17 protein-coding genes and 1 pseudogene are annotated in these 16,297 nt (G+C 60.5%); 16 read left to right on the top strand and 2 right to left on the bottom strand.

Annotation, left to right across the window (positions count from 1 at the left end; genetic code table 11):
- From ACIP1X_RS11815 to gspM, 15 genes and pseudogenes are all read left to right on the top strand, one after another.
- Nucleotides 1–183, top strand: a pseudogene (locus ACIP1X_RS11815) (glutamate synthase small subunit); the annotation flags it as partial.
- Between the two features lie 354 nt (nt 184–537).
- Entirely contained in the window at nt 538–1,605 is a 1,068-nt protein-coding gene (gene hemE / locus ACIP1X_RS11810; RefSeq protein WP_400752199.1) for a uroporphyrinogen decarboxylase, read from the top strand.
- 287 nt (nt 1,606–1,892) lie between these two features.
- Nucleotides 1,893–3,359: an N-acetylglucosamine-binding protein GbpA gene (gene gbpA, locus ACIP1X_RS11805; RefSeq protein WP_400752197.1), complete on the top strand. Its 1,467-nt coding sequence runs from the start codon at nt 1,893–1,895 to the stop codon at nt 3,357–3,359.
- Between the two features lie 75 nt (nt 3,360–3,434).
- The gene (locus ACIP1X_RS11800) at nt 3,435–3,983 is read left to right on the top strand and encodes a cytochrome b/b6 domain-containing protein (RefSeq protein WP_400752194.1); all 549 of its coding nucleotides are present in this window, start codon (nt 3,435–3,437) and stop codon (nt 3,981–3,983) included.
- Between the two features lie 7 nt (nt 3,984–3,990).
- Entirely contained in the window at nt 3,991–4,491 is a 501-nt protein-coding gene (locus ACIP1X_RS11795) for a type II secretion system protein N (protein ID WP_400752192.1), read from the top strand.
- Nucleotides 4,492–4,499: 8 nt separating this feature from the next.
- A complete protein-coding gene (gene gspD, locus ACIP1X_RS11790; RefSeq protein WP_400752189.1) occupies nt 4,500–6,389 on the top strand; it encodes a type II secretion system secretin GspD in 1,890 nt (629 codons plus the stop codon).
- Entirely contained in the window at nt 6,386–7,852 is a 1,467-nt protein-coding gene (gene gspE, locus ACIP1X_RS11785; protein WP_400752187.1) for a type II secretion system ATPase GspE, read from the top strand. Before gspD ends, gspE begins: the two co-directional genes overlap by 4 nt.
- Before the next feature lie 3 nt (nt 7,853–7,855).
- Entirely contained in the window at nt 7,856–9,055 is a 1,200-nt protein-coding gene (gene gspF / locus ACIP1X_RS11780; RefSeq protein ID WP_400752184.1) for a type II secretion system inner membrane protein GspF, read from the top strand.
- A 3-nt stretch (nt 9,056–9,058) separates the two neighbouring features.
- Nucleotides 9,059–9,517 carry a type II secretion system major pseudopilin GspG gene (gene gspG, locus ACIP1X_RS11775; protein WP_159811634.1) on the top strand — a complete coding sequence of 153 codons (459 nt, stop codon included), beginning with the start codon at nt 9,059–9,061 and terminating at the stop codon, nt 9,515–9,517.
- Entirely contained in the window at nt 9,517–9,984 is a 468-nt protein-coding gene (gene gspH, locus ACIP1X_RS11770; RefSeq protein ID WP_400752182.1) for a type II secretion system minor pseudopilin GspH, read from the top strand. Before gspG ends, gspH begins: the two co-directional genes overlap by 1 nt.
- The gene (gene gspI / locus ACIP1X_RS11765; protein WP_400752179.1) at nt 9,977–10,360 is read left to right on the top strand and encodes a type II secretion system minor pseudopilin GspI; all 384 of its coding nucleotides are present in this window, start codon (nt 9,977–9,979) and stop codon (nt 10,358–10,360) included. The genes gspH and gspI overlap by 8 nt, the downstream gene beginning before the upstream one ends.
- On the top strand, nt 10,353–10,844 hold the full coding sequence (gene gspJ, locus ACIP1X_RS11760; RefSeq protein ID WP_400752176.1) for a type II secretion system minor pseudopilin GspJ: 492 nt from the start codon (nt 10,353–10,355) through the stop codon (nt 10,842–10,844). Before gspI ends, gspJ begins: the two co-directional genes overlap by 8 nt.
- A complete protein-coding gene (locus ACIP1X_RS11755; RefSeq protein ID WP_400752174.1) occupies nt 10,841–11,689 on the top strand; it encodes a general secretion pathway protein GspK in 849 nt (282 codons plus the stop codon). Before gspJ ends, ACIP1X_RS11755 begins: the two co-directional genes overlap by 4 nt.
- Complete coding sequence (gspL, locus tag ACIP1X_RS11750; RefSeq protein WP_400752171.1) at nt 11,686–12,780, top strand: type II secretion system protein GspL; 1,095 nt, start codon at nt 11,686–11,688, stop codon at nt 12,778–12,780. Before ACIP1X_RS11755 ends, gspL begins: the two co-directional genes overlap by 4 nt.
- Nucleotides 12,777–13,223, top strand: coding sequence for a type II secretion system protein GspM (gene gspM, locus ACIP1X_RS11745; RefSeq protein ID WP_400752168.1), 447 nt, complete (start codon nt 12,777–12,779; stop codon nt 13,221–13,223). The genes gspL and gspM overlap by 4 nt, the downstream gene beginning before the upstream one ends.
- Here the strand turns inward: gspM and ACIP1X_RS11740 are convergent.
- Nucleotides 13,216–14,490, bottom strand: coding sequence for an MFS transporter (locus ACIP1X_RS11740; protein WP_400752165.1), 1,275 nt, complete (start codon nt 14,488–14,490; stop codon nt 13,216–13,218). The genes gspM and ACIP1X_RS11740 overlap by 8 nt on opposite strands.
- Nucleotides 14,491–14,608: 118 nt before the next feature.
- On the opposite strand from ACIP1X_RS11740, the gene ACIP1X_RS11735 reads away from it, so the two are divergent.
- Nucleotides 14,609–15,511, top strand: coding sequence for a LysR substrate-binding domain-containing protein (locus ACIP1X_RS11735; protein WP_400752162.1), 903 nt, complete (start codon nt 14,609–14,611; stop codon nt 15,509–15,511).
- 143 nt (nt 15,512–15,654) lie between these two features.
- Here ACIP1X_RS11735 and ACIP1X_RS11730 read toward each other — a convergent pair whose 3' ends face one another.
- A complete protein-coding gene (locus ACIP1X_RS11730; protein ID WP_400752159.1) occupies nt 15,655–16,092 on the bottom strand; it encodes an excinuclease in 438 nt (145 codons plus the stop codon).
- Nucleotides 16,093–16,297 lie beyond the last annotated feature (205 nt).

The raw sequence follows: 16,297 nt of genomic DNA, 5'->3' as shown, positions 1-16,297 counted from the left end.
GAGATCCAGACCGACAGCCAGGGCCGCGTCGTTGCGCCTGAGCAAGGTCAGTACAAGCACCAGACCAGCAACCCGAAAATCTTTGCCGGTGGCGACATGGTGCGCGGTTCCGACCTGGTGGTAACGGCGATCTTCGAAGGCCGCAACGCCGCCGAAGGGATCCTTGATTACCTGGGTGTCTAAACCCGGCTCCTTAGCCAAACGCAATAAACCTGTGGGAGCGAGCCTGCTCGCGAAAGCGGTCTGTCAGCCAACTTAAATGTTGGATGGGCCGACCTCTTCGCGAGCAGGCTCGCTCCCACATTTGTTTCTCGGTGTTAGTGATTGATCGTTCCCACGCTCTGCGTGGGAATGCAGCCGGGGGCGCTCTGCGTCCCCAAAAGCGTGACGCAGAGCGTCACAGGAGGCATTACCACGCAGAGCGTGGGAACGATCATTGCGCAATAAATTGACCCGATAGACAAAAGGCTGACCTGCATCCGTGCCTTTTGCGTCGCGCTCTGAGAAAATGCCCGCACTTTTTTTCCGGATGCCGACATGACTGCCCTGAAGAACGACCGTTTCCTCCGCGCCCTGCTCAAGCAACCCGTAGACGTCACCCCTGTGTGGATGATGCGTCAGGCCGGTCGCTACTTGCCGGAATACCGCGCCAGCCGCGCCCAGGCCGGTGATTTCATGAGCCTGTGCATGAATCCGGAATTCGCCTGCGAAGTCACCATGCAACCGCTCGACCGCTATCCACAACTGGACGCGGCGATCCTGTTTTCCGACATCCTCACCATCCCCGATGCCATGGGCCAAGGCCTGTACTTCGAGACCGGTGAAGGCCCGCGTTTCAAAAAAGTCGTCAGCACCCTTGCTGACATCGAAGCGCTGCCGATCCCTGATCCGCACAAAGACCTCGGCTACGTCATGGACGCGGTCAGCACCATCCGTCGCGAATTGAACGGCCGTGTGCCGCTGATCGGTTTCTCCGGCAGCCCGTGGACACTGGCGACCTACATGGTTGAAGGCGGCTCGTCGAAAGACTTCCGCAAGACCAAAGCGATGCTCTACGACAACCCGCAAGCCATGCACCTGCTGCTGGATAAACTGGCGCAGTCGGTGACCTCGTACCTCAACGGCCAGATCATGGCCGGCGCGCAAGCGGTACAGATCTTCGATACTTGGGGCGGCAACCTGTCGGCGGCGGCGTATCAGGAATTCTCGCTGGCCTACATGAAGAAAATCGTCAGCGGTCTGATCCGCGAAAACCACGGTCGCAAAGTGCCGGTGATCCTCTTCACCAAAAACGGCGGCCTGTGGCTGGAAAGCATTGCTGACGCTGGCGCCGATGCACTGGGCCTGGACTGGACGTGCGACATCGGCAACGCCCGCGCCCGCGTTGGCGACAAGGTTGCGCTGCAAGGCAACATGGATCCGACCGTGCTTTACGCAAAACCGGAAGCGATCCGCACCGAAGTCGGACGTATTCTGGCCAGCTACGGCAAGGGCAGCGGTCACGTGTTCAACCTTGGCCATGGCATCACCCCGGAAGTCGATCCGGAGCACGCCGGCGCTTTCTTGCGTGCGGTGCATGAGTTGTCGGCGCAGTACCACGAATAACGCTGCAACGTCTGTACAAAAAAACCTGTCCCGTGTCATGCGGGGCAGGTTTTTTTATGCCGTTTAAAAACGTTTAGATGAATAGTTTCTTGTTGTAAGAATTCTTTCCTTAGTTGTCGGATTAGTTTCCGTGGCGACTATTCCTGCTACACCCGGTGATTACTCCTACATAGAAGTTTTCCCTATCCACGTAAGGTTTCAGGCGTGTGTTCGGCATGGCGTCGAGCACCGTATTAGAGCCTGGCGCGATGCCAGGCTCGCTTATTTGATATGAGCCTGGAATAACAATGAAAACACCAATTTTTAAAAGGAGTGCATTGGCGACATGCACTTCGTCGTTGATTTTACTGTCGACCCTGCTGGGTTCTTCGGGGGCCGTGGCCCATGGTTATGTGGAGTTTCCGCCCTCGCGCGCGCTGCTCTGCCAGAAGGGTGTGAACACCGGTTGCGGTGGTGCTTCAAATGAACCGCAAAGTGTCGGTGAAACCTTCAAGGGCTTCCCTGCCGGCGTCGGCGGCGCGGTAGGGCAAGGCCCGATCGACGGGAAAATCGCCAGCGGTGGCAGCGAACTGTTCGCTGCTCTGGATGTGCAGTCCGCCACCCGTTGGCAGCTCACGGAAATCAAGAACCGCACTCTGGATTTCAAGTGGCACTACAAAGCTGAGCATCCTGTAGCGAAGCACGAATACTTCATTACGCGTAATGGCTGGAACCCGAACGAATCGCTGAAGCGCGCCTCTTTCGAAAGCACGCCTTTTTGCCAGGTAGCGGGTGACTTCCAGATGCCTGTGCCCGGCACTCAGCATCGCTGCGACATCCCCGAGGACAAAAACGGACATCACGTCATCCTCGGGATCTGGACTGTGGGTGATACCGACATGGCGTTCCACAACGCCGTTGACGTGAACATCCTCGCCGAGCCGTCCCTGCCCGGTGGCTGGTCGTCGGTCGGCGCCATCGCACCATCGACTCCACTGCTGACCGGCGACAAGGTCAAGGCACGCGCCTTCACCGCGACGGGCGAAAGTGCTTCCTACAGCGTCGAAATCTCAATCGACAACGCCGAAGACGCCGAGCCACAAAACTGGTCGTTCAAACTTGCCGAGCAGATCAACCAGTCGCAGACCCTGATCCGCGCCGGCGTTCGTGATGAAAACGGCAACATCGAAGCGATTCGCGGCAGCAACACGCTGTACGCACAAAAAGACAGCGGTGTCGTCCGCTACGAAGTGCAACTGCTGATGAAAGAAGACGCCGGCGCGCGTTTGTCGGTGGCCTCGCAACAAGCCGAATACGTGCTCGATAAAGGCAAAACCAAAGTCGACTTCAGCCTGATGTCCAACCGCAAGATGAACGTCGAAGCCAACCTGTTCAACGAGCAGAACAAGCTGGTCGGCACCACCACCGCGCAAGCGGACAGCGGTGCAACCTGGCTGGCCATGGACATTCGCAGCAACCCCGGCCCGCACACGCTGACCCTGGTTGGCACCACGCTGGATGGTCGCACCACCCGTCAAGACACCCAGCCTGTCAACGTCACCGGTGAAGGCGCCGGTGCCGATTACGACTTCCTGTTCCCGGAAGGTCTCAGCGACTACACCGCCGGCACCAAGGTGCTGCAACCGAAAACCAACGAGGTCTTCGAGTGCAAGCCGTTCCCGGCATCCGGCTATTGCAAGCAGTACAAGCCTGAGGCGAACGGTTTTGAGCCGGGCGTCGGCGAGCACTCGCATGCGGCGTGGAACAAGCTCTAAGGCTCGTCCCGTGTAATTGCGTCAGACGACCACCGAGGTCGTCTGACCGCTGATGATTTTCAGGGGCGATTCGAGATGACGCTTTCGGTTTATTCCAAGCAACAAATGCTGCTGCACTGGGTGTCGGCAGCGGTAATTCTGTGGACGCTGGTCACCGGGTTTTATGTGGCCAACGTCAATGTGAGCAATGACACCAAACAGTGGGTGGCCGGGGTCAATGTGTCGCTGACCACGCTGTTCATCCCTGTGTTTTGCTGGCGGCTGGTGGTGTTTGTCAGCCACCTGCGACATGAGCGCATGGCGCAGTTTTCCTCGGCAAAAATGCTCGCGATGTTTGTCCATCGGCTGATCTATTTCCTGGTGGCAGTGGTGCTGGTGAGCGGGGTGCTGATGATGGATCGACCGATCCCTGTGTTCGGCCTGTTCGAATTCCCTCAGCCGCTGAACGATGTAGCGCTGACGGACGGCTTTTTCGTGCTGCACATCTGGGCCTGCACCGCGTTGGCAGTGCTGGTAGCGATGCACATTGGCGCGGTGATTCTGCACGAGCTGCGCGGTTACCGCGTGCTGCGACGCATGTCGTGGCGCTCGCGCGTTCGCCAGGCCTGTGGGCGTATCGGATGAACCGCCGGTGAGATTTTTTTTGCTGTTGGGACTGTGGGCGCTGCCGTTCGCCTGTGCAGCGTTTCTCGCTTGGCAGGAGTGGGCGTTTCGCAGTGCGCAACGTCTTCCAGCACCGGTCGCTGTGCCGATGCCGACGGCACCTGCACCTTTGAACACCGCCGCAGTGGCAACGGTGTTCGGGCTCGCCGCGCCCAGCGCACTTCGACCAAGCGCCGAATCGCTGACCCTGCAAGCGACGTTCGCCGTCGACAGTGGCCTGTCGAAAGCCCTGATAAGCGCTGCCCAGGGTGCGCGGTTATATCGGGTTGGCGACGACTTGCCGGGCGGCAGCGTATTGCGTCGAGTCGAGGCACAACACGTGGTGCTGTGGAACAAGGGGCGGGAGGAAGCATTGCCTCTCGCGCCCTCCGCCAGCGCATTCCTCAAGCGCTCGCCCGCGTCCGTCGATGCACCCGCCGCAGATGTTTCCGCACGTTTCCTTCGCCCGCTGAACGGGCAGTCAGAGTGATCACATCGATGAACAGCTTGATTGGCGCGCGATCTCTGCGCACCTTGTTGGTTTGCGCCGTGCTGGCGACGCCGCTACTCAATCGCCCGGTGCACGCCGAAGAACAACGCTGGCAGTTGGCGATGAATCAGGCCGAACTGCGCGACATCGTCGAAGAGGTCTCGGCGATCCTCGGCACCACCGTCGTGCTCGACCCGCGTGTGTCGGGACGCGTCACCGTCATGTCCCGTCAGGCGCTGGATCGTGAGGGCGTGCGGCGCTTGTTCTACTCGGTGCTGGACGCGCACAACTTCACGGTGATCGATGAGGGCGACCGCATCCTCATCACTCCCGTGGCAGACGTGAAAACCCGCGCCGGTCAATCGGCCAGCGAGCGCGCCACCCCCGCGCAATTCATCACCCAAGTCATCGAATTGAACACCAGCAGCGCCGCCGATCTGTCTTCGCTGATTCGCCCGTTGGTGTCGGCCAACGGCTACCTCGGCCCGTCCGTTTCGGCCAATGCCTTGGTGATCACTGACACCGGCGCCAACGTCAAACGCATCGCCCAGGTGGTGCGCCAACTCGACGGCGGGCAGCAAGATCAGCACGCTGTGGTCGCGCTGCGTTTTGCCCAGGCCAGTGACGTCGCCACGGTGATCGAATCCTCGCTGGGCAAACGCAATGTCGACTCGCTGATACAAGTGCTGGCCGACGTCAGAACCAATCGCTTGATCGTCATCGGCCCGCTCGCCGTGCGCCAGCGTTTGACCGAGCTGATTCGCCAACTCGACGTGCCGGCCACCGCCAGTCTCGACACCGCGCGGGTCATCCGTTTGCGCCACAGCGATGCCAAGCAACTCGCGCAGGTGCTGGAAAGCATGGGCCAGAATCGCAAACAACCCACAGCTGGCAGCGGCAAAGAAGCGTCCGCCGCAACGCCGTTCATGCTCAAGGCCGACGAAAGCCAGAATGCGCTGGTGCTGATCGCTGAACCGGCTCAGGTCAGAACCATCGAGAACATCGTCCGTGAGCTCGATCAGCCCCGCGCGCAAGTGCTGATCCACGCCGCCATTGTCGAAATCTCCGGCGACATCGCTGATGCCGTGGGCGTGCAGTGGGGCTTGAGTACCGGCGACGCGAAGGGCTTTATCAACTTTCCCGGCACCGACATTCCCATCGTCGGCGGCCTGAAGTTCGACGAGAAAAAATCGGCGCCCGACGGCGCGATTCTGCAGTTGGGCGGCGACCGTTTCGGCGCGTTGATTTCGGCGCTGGCGAGCAATACGCGGAGCAATCTGCTGTCCACGCCGAGCCTGCTGACCCTCGACAATCAGCAAGCGGAAATCATCGTCGGGCAGAACGTGCCGTTCAAGACCGGCTCCTACTCGACCAACAGCAGCGGGGCGGATAACCCGTTCACCACGGTCGAGCGCAAAGACGTCGGCATCAGCCTGAAGATCAAACCTTACATCAACGAAGGCTCGACCCTGCGTCTGGAAGTCGAGCAGGAAGTCTCGGACATCGCGCCTTCGGTGTCGGGCATCGATTCCTCGGATCTGATCACCAACAAGCGCGCGCTGAAAAGCACGATTCTCGCCGACGACGGCGAAATAATTGTGATTGGCGGGCTGATCCGCGACAGCGTGCGCACGCAGAAAAGCGGTGTGCCGTTGCTGCGCGATATTCCCTATGTTGGCGCGCTGTTTCGCTGGAGCCGCGACACCCAGACCAAAAGCAATCTGATGGTATTCCTGCGCCCGACCATCGTGCGCAGCCGCGAAGATCTCTCCGGGATCAGCCAGCAGCGTTACGACACCTTGCGCGATCTGAGTCAGCCCAAGGCCGGGGAGAGCAACTCGCTGTTGCTGCCGGCCGAGGCGCGGCATTTGTTTGAGCCCGCGACGGTGGCGCCATGAGTGCTCCGCTGGAAATCCTGCCGTTCGGTTTCGCCCGGCGGTTTGGCGTGCTGCTGGACGCTGCGGGCTCGCGTCTGCTCATACGCGCCGACACGTCGCTGACCGCACTGGCCGAAGTGCGTCGCTTATGTGCTCGCGAACTGTCAATCGAGGTGCTTGAGCCAGAGCCTTTTGCCGCGCGTCTGGCCGCCACCTATCGCGAAGGCCAGAGCGCCGCGCAACAGGTCGCGCAAGGGCTGGACGATGAACTGGATCTGCTCAGCCTCGCCGAGCAGGTGCCGCAAACCGCCGACCTGCTCGAGCAACAGGGCGATGCGCCGGTGATCCGCCTGATCAACGCACTGCTCAGCGAAGCGGTGCGCGCACAGGCTTCGGACGTCCATCTGGAAACCTTCGAGCAATACCTGTCGGTGCGTATGCGCGTCGACGGTCAGTTGCGCGAGATGCTCAGGCCCAGACGCGAACTGGCGACGTTGCTGGTGTCGCGGATCAAGGTCATGGCTCGGCTCGACATCGCCGAAAAACGCGTGCCGCAGGACGGCCGGATTGCACTGCGTCTTGCCGGACACGAAGTCGATGTGCGCGTCTCGACACTGCCGTCGGCGCACGGCGAGCGGGTGGTGCTGCGCTTGCTCGACAAGCAGGCCGGACGCCTCGAACTGCAACGTCTGGGCATGCCGGACGACACCCTCGCCAGCCTGCAAAACCTGCTCGGCAAACCTCACGGGATTTTACTGGTGACCGGGCCGACCGGTTCCGGCAAAACCACCAGTCTGTATGCGGCGTTGAGTAGCCTGAACGATCCGTCACGCAACATTCTTACGGTCGAGGATCCGATCGAATATCACTTGCCGGGGATCGGCCAGATGCCGGTCAATGCGAAAGTCGAGATGACTTTCGCGCGGGGCTTGCGCGCCATTCTGCGGCAGGATCCGGACGTGGTGATGGTCGGTGAAATCCGTGATCGCGAGACCGCGCAAATCGCTGTGCAGGCTTCGTTGACCGGGCATCTGGTGCTGTCGACGTTGCACACCAACAGCGCGGTCGGCGCGGTGACGCGGCTGGTCGACATGGGCGTGGATGCGTACTTGCTGGCCTCGTCGTTGGTTGGTGTGCTTGCGCAACGCTTGTTGCGCACGTTGTGTGTGCATTGCAAGGCGCCGTACTTCGCTGATGACGAGACTCGCCTGCGTCTGAATTTGCAACCCACGCAGACCGTGGCGTTGTTTCGGTCGCAGGGCTGTGAGCATTGCCAACACGGTTATCGCGGACGCATCGGCATCTATGAATTGATCAGCATCACCGAACCGGTGGCAGCGCTGATTCATCGAGGTGCCAGCGAGCGCGAACTGATCGACGCCACGCGCAAGGATTCGCGCAGTCTGTTTGAGGCCGGTCGGCAACGCGTGCTCGACGGCGTCACCAGCGTCGATGAGTGGCTGCGCGTGACGCAGGAGGACTGAGCGATGCCGACCTTCGATTACCGCGCTGATAACGCGCAAGGCCATCGCTGCCGAGGCCGGCTCGAAGCCGAAAGTCCAAGGCACGCGCGGCAGCTGTTGCGAGAGCGAGGACTGTGGCCGTTTCAACTCAAAGAACTGCGCGGTGAACGGGGTGCGAGGCGCTCCGGTCGCTTGAACGCTGCCGATCTGGCGCTGCTGACGTTGCAGCTGTCGACGCTGGTGCAGGCCGGTTTGCCGCTGGAAGAAGCGCTGGAAGTGGTCGCCCGACAAACCAGCAAACGACGCGTTGCCGGATTGTTGTGGGCGGTACGTGGCCGAATCATGGAAGGCCATGCGCTGGCCGTCGCGTTAAGCCAGTTTCCTGCGGCGTTTCCCGAATTGTTCCGCGCCACGGTGGCGGCGGGTGAGCGCTCGGGCCATCTCGGTCATGTGCTGGAGCAACTGGCCGCTTACACCCAGGCGCGGCAGACATCGCGACAAAAGATTCAGATGGCGCTGATCTATCCGTCGATTCTGATGTTCGCCAGCGTGGCCATCGTCGGCTTTCTGCTCGGCTACGTGGTGCCGGACGTGGTGAACATTTTCGTCGACAGCGGCCAGCCGTTACCTTGGCTGACCCGCGCATTGATCAGCCTCAGCGACGGTGTACGTCAGTTCGGTCTGGTGTTTCTTGGCGGCGCATTGGCGCTGTTTAGTGGCTGGCGCTGGAGTTTGCGTCAACCGCTCTGGCGACTGCGCTGGCATGCGCTGGCGTTGAATATTCCGCTGATCGGCACGCTTCTGCGCGCCATGGAAGCGGCGCGATTCGCCAGCACCCTTGCGATCCTCGGCAAGAGCGCCGTGCCCTTGGTCGATGCGCTGGAAATCGCCGCCGCCGTCATCGGCAATCAGACCATCCGCGCACGCATGAGTGAGGTCGCCCGCTCGGTGCGCGAAGGCTCGACGCTGACCCGCAGCCTGGAACGCAGCGGCGATATCCCGTCGATGATGCTGCACATGATCGCCAGCGGTGAACGCGCCGGCGAGCTCGACGCCATGCTCGCCCGCGCCGCCGAACAACAGGAAGCCAGCCTCGCTGCGCGCATCGCCTTGATGGTGAGTTTGTTCGAGCCGGCGATGCTGCTGGTGATGGGCGCGGTGGTGTTGCTGATTGTCCTCGCCATCCTCCTTCCGATCCTCAGTCTCAACCAATTGGTGAATTGATCCATGGCTCTTTTGCACAGAAAAACAGCGACCGCGCAGCGCGGTTTCACCCTGATCGAAATCATGGTCGTGGTGGTGATCATCGGCATCCTCGGCGCGATTGTTGTGCCGCAATTCATGAGCCGGCCGGATCAGGCGAAAACCACCGCGGCGAAGATCGATATCCAGGCGATCGCCACGGCGCTGGAGATGTACCGCCTCGACAACGCGCGGTATCCGACCACGCAGCAGGGGCTGGAAGCGTTGGTGAAACGCCCGAGCGGCACCCCGGCGGCGCGCAACTGGAATCCTGCGGGATATCTGAAAAGTCTGGCGCGCGATCCGTGGGGTACGCCGTATCAATACCTCAATCCCGGCACCCGTGCGGTGGGTGGCGGTTATGACTTGTATTCGCTGGGCTCCGATGGCGTCAGCGGCGGTGACGGCCACGCTGCCGATATCGGCAACTGGGCCATCGATTGATGCGCCAGCGCTGCCGGGGTTTCACCTTGCTGGAGTTGATGGTGGTCATGGTGCTGATCGGCGTGCTGCTGGGTTTGGTCAGCCTGGTGGGCGGGAGCAATCCGGCGCAAGTGGCGCGGCAGGAGGCGAGCCGGATTGCGCGGGTGATCGAGCAGTTTCGCGAACGGGCGGTGCTGGAAGGGCGGGAGTTTGGTGTGGGGTTTAGCCAGGAGGGTTATCGCGTTCTGCAGCTTGGCGAGCGGGGTTGGTCGCCTTTAATGGCCTTGCAAACATGGCCGCCGGAATTGCAGCCGCGACTTGCCGTGGAGGGCCTGCCGGTGCGCTTGGCGAGCAGCGCAGATAGGCCGCAATTGTTGATTCTGAGCAGCGATGAAATCAGCGCGTTTACCTTGCAGTTGGCAACCCGCGAGCGGGTTTGGGTTGGTTTGTCTTCGGACGGTTTGAGCGAGGTCTCGCTTGATGAGTGACCGACCGCTGATCATGCGCATACGAGGTTTCACGTTGCTGGAAGTCATGGTTGCGCTGGCGGTTTTTGCCGTACTCGCAGCGGCGATATTGTCCGCGAGCCGCTACGTGGTGCAGCAGAGTGGTGCGGCTGAGCAACGGTTGTTTGCCGCGTGGTTGGCGGATAACCATTTGAACGAACTGCGCCTGCAACGCACGTGGGTCGCCGGACAACAGCAGCAGATCGTGCACATGGATCGCCGCGAATGGCGGTTACGTCAGCATCTGCGCGAAGTCGATGTATCGGGGCTGTTCACGGTGGAGCTGGAAGTCAGTCTGGCCAACAGCGATCAACCGTTGCACCGCACGATTGCGCGGTTGCAGGGCCGCCATGAATAGCCAGCGCGGATTCACCTTGCTGGAACTGGTGATCGCGATGGCGATTTTCGCCGTGCTCGGTCTCGCCAGTTGGCGCCTGTTCGACAGCGTGGTGCGCGTGCAACAGACGACGGCGAGTCATGAGCGCGCTTTCAGAAGTCTGCAACGCGCGGTGGCGGTGATCGAGCGCGATCTGCTGCACATCACCGAGCAGCCGGTGGTGTTGAATGCCGGGCAACTGAGTGTGCAACGCAGCAACTGGCGCAATCCGCTGGATCAACCGCGCAGCGAACGTCAGGAGCTGACGTATCGCTTGCTCGGCGACGTGTTGTGGCGCGAGAGCCGTGCCGAGGGCTCGCTGACCGTGCAGCGGCAGAAGTTGCTGGAGGATGTAATCGATCTGCGTTGGCACCTGCTTGATGATTCTGCGATGGAGTTTCAGCTCTCGACTCGACGCTATGACGGCATTCGCCGGGTGCTGCTGTTGCCGGGAGCCTTGCCATGAAACACCGGCAACAGGGACTGGCGTTGATCAGCGTGATGCTGGTGTTGAGCCTCGCTTTGCTGATCACCAGCGGCCTATTGCGCAGTCATCGACTGGCCTTGCAGAGCAGCGCGCAACAGCTGCAAACCTTGCATTTGCGTCAGTGGGCGATGGAAGGGGAAATCTGGGCGCTACGGCGTTTGCACAAGGCTTTTGTTGAACAGCAGAACCACGCCGAGATGCTCCGCGACTGGCCGCAAATCACTCCTGAACTGTGCAGCGAAGACGCGCAAGTCGAGGTGCAGATTGAAGACCTGTCAGCGCGTTTCAATCTCAATGCATTGCTGCATCAGGGGCAGATCGATGCGGTGACGCTAGAGCGTTGGGCGCGGTTGCTCGAATTGCTGGAGTTGCCCGCGCTGCGACCTGATCAGGTCGGATTGTTATCCGAGGTGAGCCAATTGCGACTGCTGCCGGGTTTCGATGCGGCTACGCTACGACGCCTAGAACTATGGGTTTCGCTGCTGCCCACGGATGCGACGCTGAATATCAATTCGGCACCGGCATTGTTGCTGCGGGTACTTGAGATCGAACCGGACATAGCTGACGCCCTCGTTCACCAGCGTTCGACAACCTCATGGCCCAGCATTCAGGCCTTCAGCGCCGACCCGTTAATCGCTGAGGCTGGAATCAATACCCATGGACTCGGCGTCGACAGTCGCTGGCACCGCATCAGCGTGCGCGTGGTGCAAGACCAGCATGTGTTGACGCTGAGCACTGACGTCGAGTTCGTCGTAAAAACCGCCCAGCTGAAAGTCCTGCAACGTCGTTTACTTTCCTCCCGCGGCCTCGAGATAACGCAATGAAAAACTGGCTTTACCTGACCGCCGAAGGGCTTGCAGACCTGTCGACTGACTGGCCATGTTGCCTGTGGTCGCACTCCGGCCAACGTCAATCGATGCCGCTGCATCAAGCCGCACAAGTACTGCGCGGACAAAAAATCGACCTGTTACTGCCCATCGAATCCTGCAGCTGGCTGCGCAGCGAACCCTGGCCCGGGCGCCGTGCGCCGGCCGCGCAGGCGCTGGCATTTGCTGTGGAAGAGCAGCTTGGCGAAGCGCTCGACACTGTGCATTTGAGCGTTGGCAAAGCGGACGCCGAGCGACGGTATCCGCTGATGGTCATCGCTCGTGAGCGCCTGGCCGCGGTGTTGTCGCTGCTCGGTGAATGTGGTCTGCAAGTGCGCTCGGTGTTTGTCGATGCCGACTTGTTGCCCACGGATCAGCCGATCGGCACCCGCTGGTTCGGACGCTGGTTGCTGGGCGGGGCGTTGCCAGCGCGGCTCGCAGTCACGGAGGAAGGTTTGGTCGCGCTGAACGGCGTGTTGCCCGAGGACATGGTTTGGGTCGATGAGCCGGATGAACAGGCATTGCTGGCAGAAGGTTTTCGACAAGCGATCAATCTGCGTCATGGCGAGTTTGCGCCACGGCATTCGCCGTTGCCTTGGCGTTCGCTGGCGGCGGTGCTACTGACCTTTTTGTTGCTGGGCGTAGGCGCCAGCGAAACGCGGTTCCGTTTCCTTGACGGCGAAACCCGACGCCTCGCCGAGCACAATGAACTGCGCTTCAAAACGCTGTATCCACAGCACGCGCAAATCGTCGATCTGACCGCGCAGATGCGGGCGATTCAGAGTTTGCCAGCGCAGTCTCGCGACACTCAGGTTGCGGCGCTGGTCAGGTTGATCGAGCAGGTGATTGGCGCGAGTCAGGTCGAGGTCAAGCGCATCGATTTTGCCGAGGTCGATGGCTGGAAAGTGCAACTGACGGCCAACAGTTTTTCCGAGCTTGAGCAGTTGCGCGAACGCGGGCGTCAGCAAGGTCTGACGATCAAGATTGATGGCGCGAGCAAGATGGGCGATCGGGTGACGGCGACACTGACGTGGGAGGCGGGCGTATGAAGTCTGATGATTACGTTCAGCGTTGGCGGCGTTTATCGCGCCGTGAGCGTGGGTTGATTCTGCTGCTGATGGCGGGGTTGCTCGGTGGTGCTGTTTTCACCTGGATCTGGCAACCGAGCGTGGAACGGCTGGAAGCGCTCGAGCGCCAATACCGGCAGCAACAGACTTTTGCGATCCAACTGGATCGCGCTCAGCCACCAAGCAGTTCGGCGTTCGACGCGACTCAGTCGTTGTCGTTAAGGATCAGCGAAAGCCTTAACTCGACCGGGCTTGAGGTGCAGCAAATGGACAGCGATAACGAGCAGATTCGCCTGACCCTCAGTGGCCCGCCCGAGCCACTCTTGCTCTGGCTGGACAGGCTTGAACGTGACGGCGTGGTGCTGCAATCGCTGAGCCTGGAGCCGCGCGACAATCTGCTGGAAGCGCGGCTACAGCTCAGATAGTCGTGCCGGTCAGGGGCGGCAGTTTCGCCAGTTTCAATGCCACCAACAGTGCGACCAGCAACAACGCGCCGATGAACAACCCGATACCGTTCCAGCCACCAAGGTGCCAGAACACCCCGCCCGCAGTACCTGCGATGCTCGAGCCGGCGTAGTAGCTGAACAGGTACAGCGACGACGCCTGGCCTTTGGCTTTGAGCGCGCGGCGGCCGATCCAGCTGCTGGCCACCGAGTGCGCACCGAAGAAACCGAAAGTGAAAATCAGCATGCCGACAATCACCAGCGGCAACGGCGTGAATAGGGTCAGTGCGAGGCCGACGAACATCAGCGCAATGGTCGCCCAGAGCACTTTGCGACGGCCAAGTTTGTCGGCCAGCGAACCGATTTTCGCCGAGCTGTAGATGCCCGACAGGTACACAACCGAGAGCAAACCCACAAAGACTTGATCAAGATTGTACGGCGCCGCCAGCAAGCGATAACCGATGTAGTTGAACAGGGTAACAAACGCGCCCATCAACACGAACGCTTCGAGAAACAGCAGCGGCAGACCGGCATCCCGAAAATGCATGGTGAAGCCGTCGAGCAGGCTGCGCGGGTGCAGCGAACGTGAACGGAAATTGCGCGACTCCGGAAGAATCTTCCAGAACACCGCTGCGGCAATCATCGCCAGACCGCCGATCACCAGCATCGCCGTGTGCCAGCTGACGAAGTCGATCAACACGCCGGTGATCAAGCGCCCGCTCATCCCGCCAATCGCGTTGCCGCCGATGTACAAACCCATCGCCAGGCCGATGTGCTGCGGGTGAATCTCTTCGCTCAGATAAGTCATCGCAACGGCGGCCAAACCGCTCAGCGACAGGCCGATCAGCGCACGCATGATCAGCACTCCTTCCCAACTCGGCATCATTGCACTGGCCATGGTGCAAATCGCTGCGGCGAAAAGCGCAGTCACCATCACCGGTTTGCGCCCGACCCGATCAGAAATCGGTCCGGTGATCAGCAGACCAATAGCGAGCATGCCGGTGGCGACCGAGAGGATCAGGCTGCTCTGCGCGGCGTTGATCGAATATTCGTGGGACAGCAGCGGCATCATCGGCTGCACGCAATACAACAGCGCAAAGGTCGCGAAACCGCCGCTGAACAGCGCCAGCACCGTGCGCATGAACATCGGCGTGCCTTTCTCGATGTAGATCTCTTGCAGCTCGGCGACGACATCGTCCGCTGCGGCAGGCGGAACTTCATGGGCTAGGGGCGCGACAGCAGTTTTCACTTCAGACCTCGGAGGGCACAGCCAGGCAGGCAATGAAAAAATCATATAGCTGGCTATTGTTTCTATCCAATATATTGTTCGACCTGTTTGATAGCTTTTACGACCTAATGGGGTTTTCATGGAATTGCGTCATCTGCGCTACTTCATCGCCGTCGCCGAAGAACTGCACTTTGGCCGCGCCGCACAGGTGTTGGGCATCTCGCAGCCGCCGCTGAGTCAGCAGATTCAGGCGCTGGAACAGGAAGTCGGCGCGCGGCTGTTCGAACGTACCAATCGTCGGGTCGAACTGAGCGAGGCCGGGAGATTGTTTCTCGAAGAGGCGCGGCTGGTGCTGGCGCAGGTCGATAAGGCAGCGGATGTCGCCCGACGTGCACAACTCGGTGAACTGGGCGAATTGAAGATTGGCTTCACCTCGTCGGCACCGTTCAACTCGACGATTCCGCAGGCGATCTTTTCCTTTCGGCAGCGTTTTCCGGCAGTGCACCTGAACCTGCGCGAGATGAGCAGCACGATGGTTGCCGATGCGTTGGTCGATGAGTCGATTGAAGTCGGCATCATGCGCCCGCTTGGATTGCCGGATTCGCTGAGCGTGGTCGAGTTGATGCGCGAACCGTTGGTCGCGGTGCTCAGCTCGAAACATCCGCTGGCGCAGGGCTCGGAGGAGGGCTTGTTTCTCGCGGCGTTGGCGCATGAGCCATTCGTGTTCTTTCCGCGTAGTTACGGCAGTGGTCTATATGCGCAGTTATTGAGCCTGGCGCGTGACGCGGGGTTCAGCCCGCATTTTGCGCAGGAGGCGGGTGAGGCGATGACCATCATCGGCCTGGTGGCGGCGGGGTTGGGCGTGTCGGTGATGCCGGCGTCGTACCAGCGCATGCGCATTGACGGCGTGGTCTATCGGCCGTTGCTCGATCCGGAAGCGGTGACGGCGGTGTGGCTGGTGCAGCGCAAGGATCAGAAGTCGCCGATGGCCAAAGCGTTTGTTGAACTGCTGACGCGTAAGGTTGAGCCATTGAATGGGTGATGGCTGCCGGCCTCTTCGCGAGCAAGCCCGCTCCCACATTTGGAATGTGTCATGCACAAAATTTGTGTTCAATGAAGAACCAGTGTGGGAGCGGGCTTGCTCGCGAAGGGGCCGCTAGCCACACCAAAAACGTCTCGGAATGTCTACGGCAACCGCACCAAATCCCCTTTCAACGCCACCCGTGTCACAAAAATCCCCGCCCGACACTCATAAGTATTCAAATCCTTGCGCACATGCTGGTCGTAATAACTGACGATATTGGTCACCGCGTTCGCCCCGACCCGCTTGGCATCGGCCTGCAGCTTGATCAGATTCGACTGCAACACCCACTCGCAGGAATCGTGATCACTCTTGTTGAAACCGTTGGTGCTCAAATCACTGACCACACCCCGGCGCAGCAACTGCTGAGTGCCCTGCGGGCCATTACCGACCAGATAAAACTTCACACTGCCATCCAGCCGCCCGGCGCGAATCGCGTCCGAAAGCACGGTTTCGAATGGCATGTACATGAGGTTGGTGGCATGGCTGGCGCTGGGCAGCAGGCCAAAAAGCGCGACGGCGATCATGGCTTTCACTTGCATGGTCATCTCCTTGACGATGAAAGAGAACCGCGAGTGCTCGACCGACCGGGCCCGCCGTTCCGACAGGCGCGATGCGAAGGCCTGCGAGAACGAGTGTAGATGCTGAAAGAAATATTTGTGGTTAGGGGACAAGCTGGTGCGTGATTCCTGGACTACAGAGAGTCAGTGTTTTGCCTACAGAAATTCAGGAAACAGCTGTCTTGAG

Origin of the sequence: Pseudomonas sp. NPDC088885 (genome assembly GCF_044750025.1) — a bacterium.
In the GTDB taxonomy this organism is placed as follows: domain Bacteria; phylum Pseudomonadota; class Gammaproteobacteria; order Pseudomonadales; family Pseudomonadaceae; genus Aquipseudomonas; species Aquipseudomonas rustica.
Note: the sequence above shows the minus strand (reverse complement) of the source record. Positions and strands in the feature narration are given on the sequence as shown.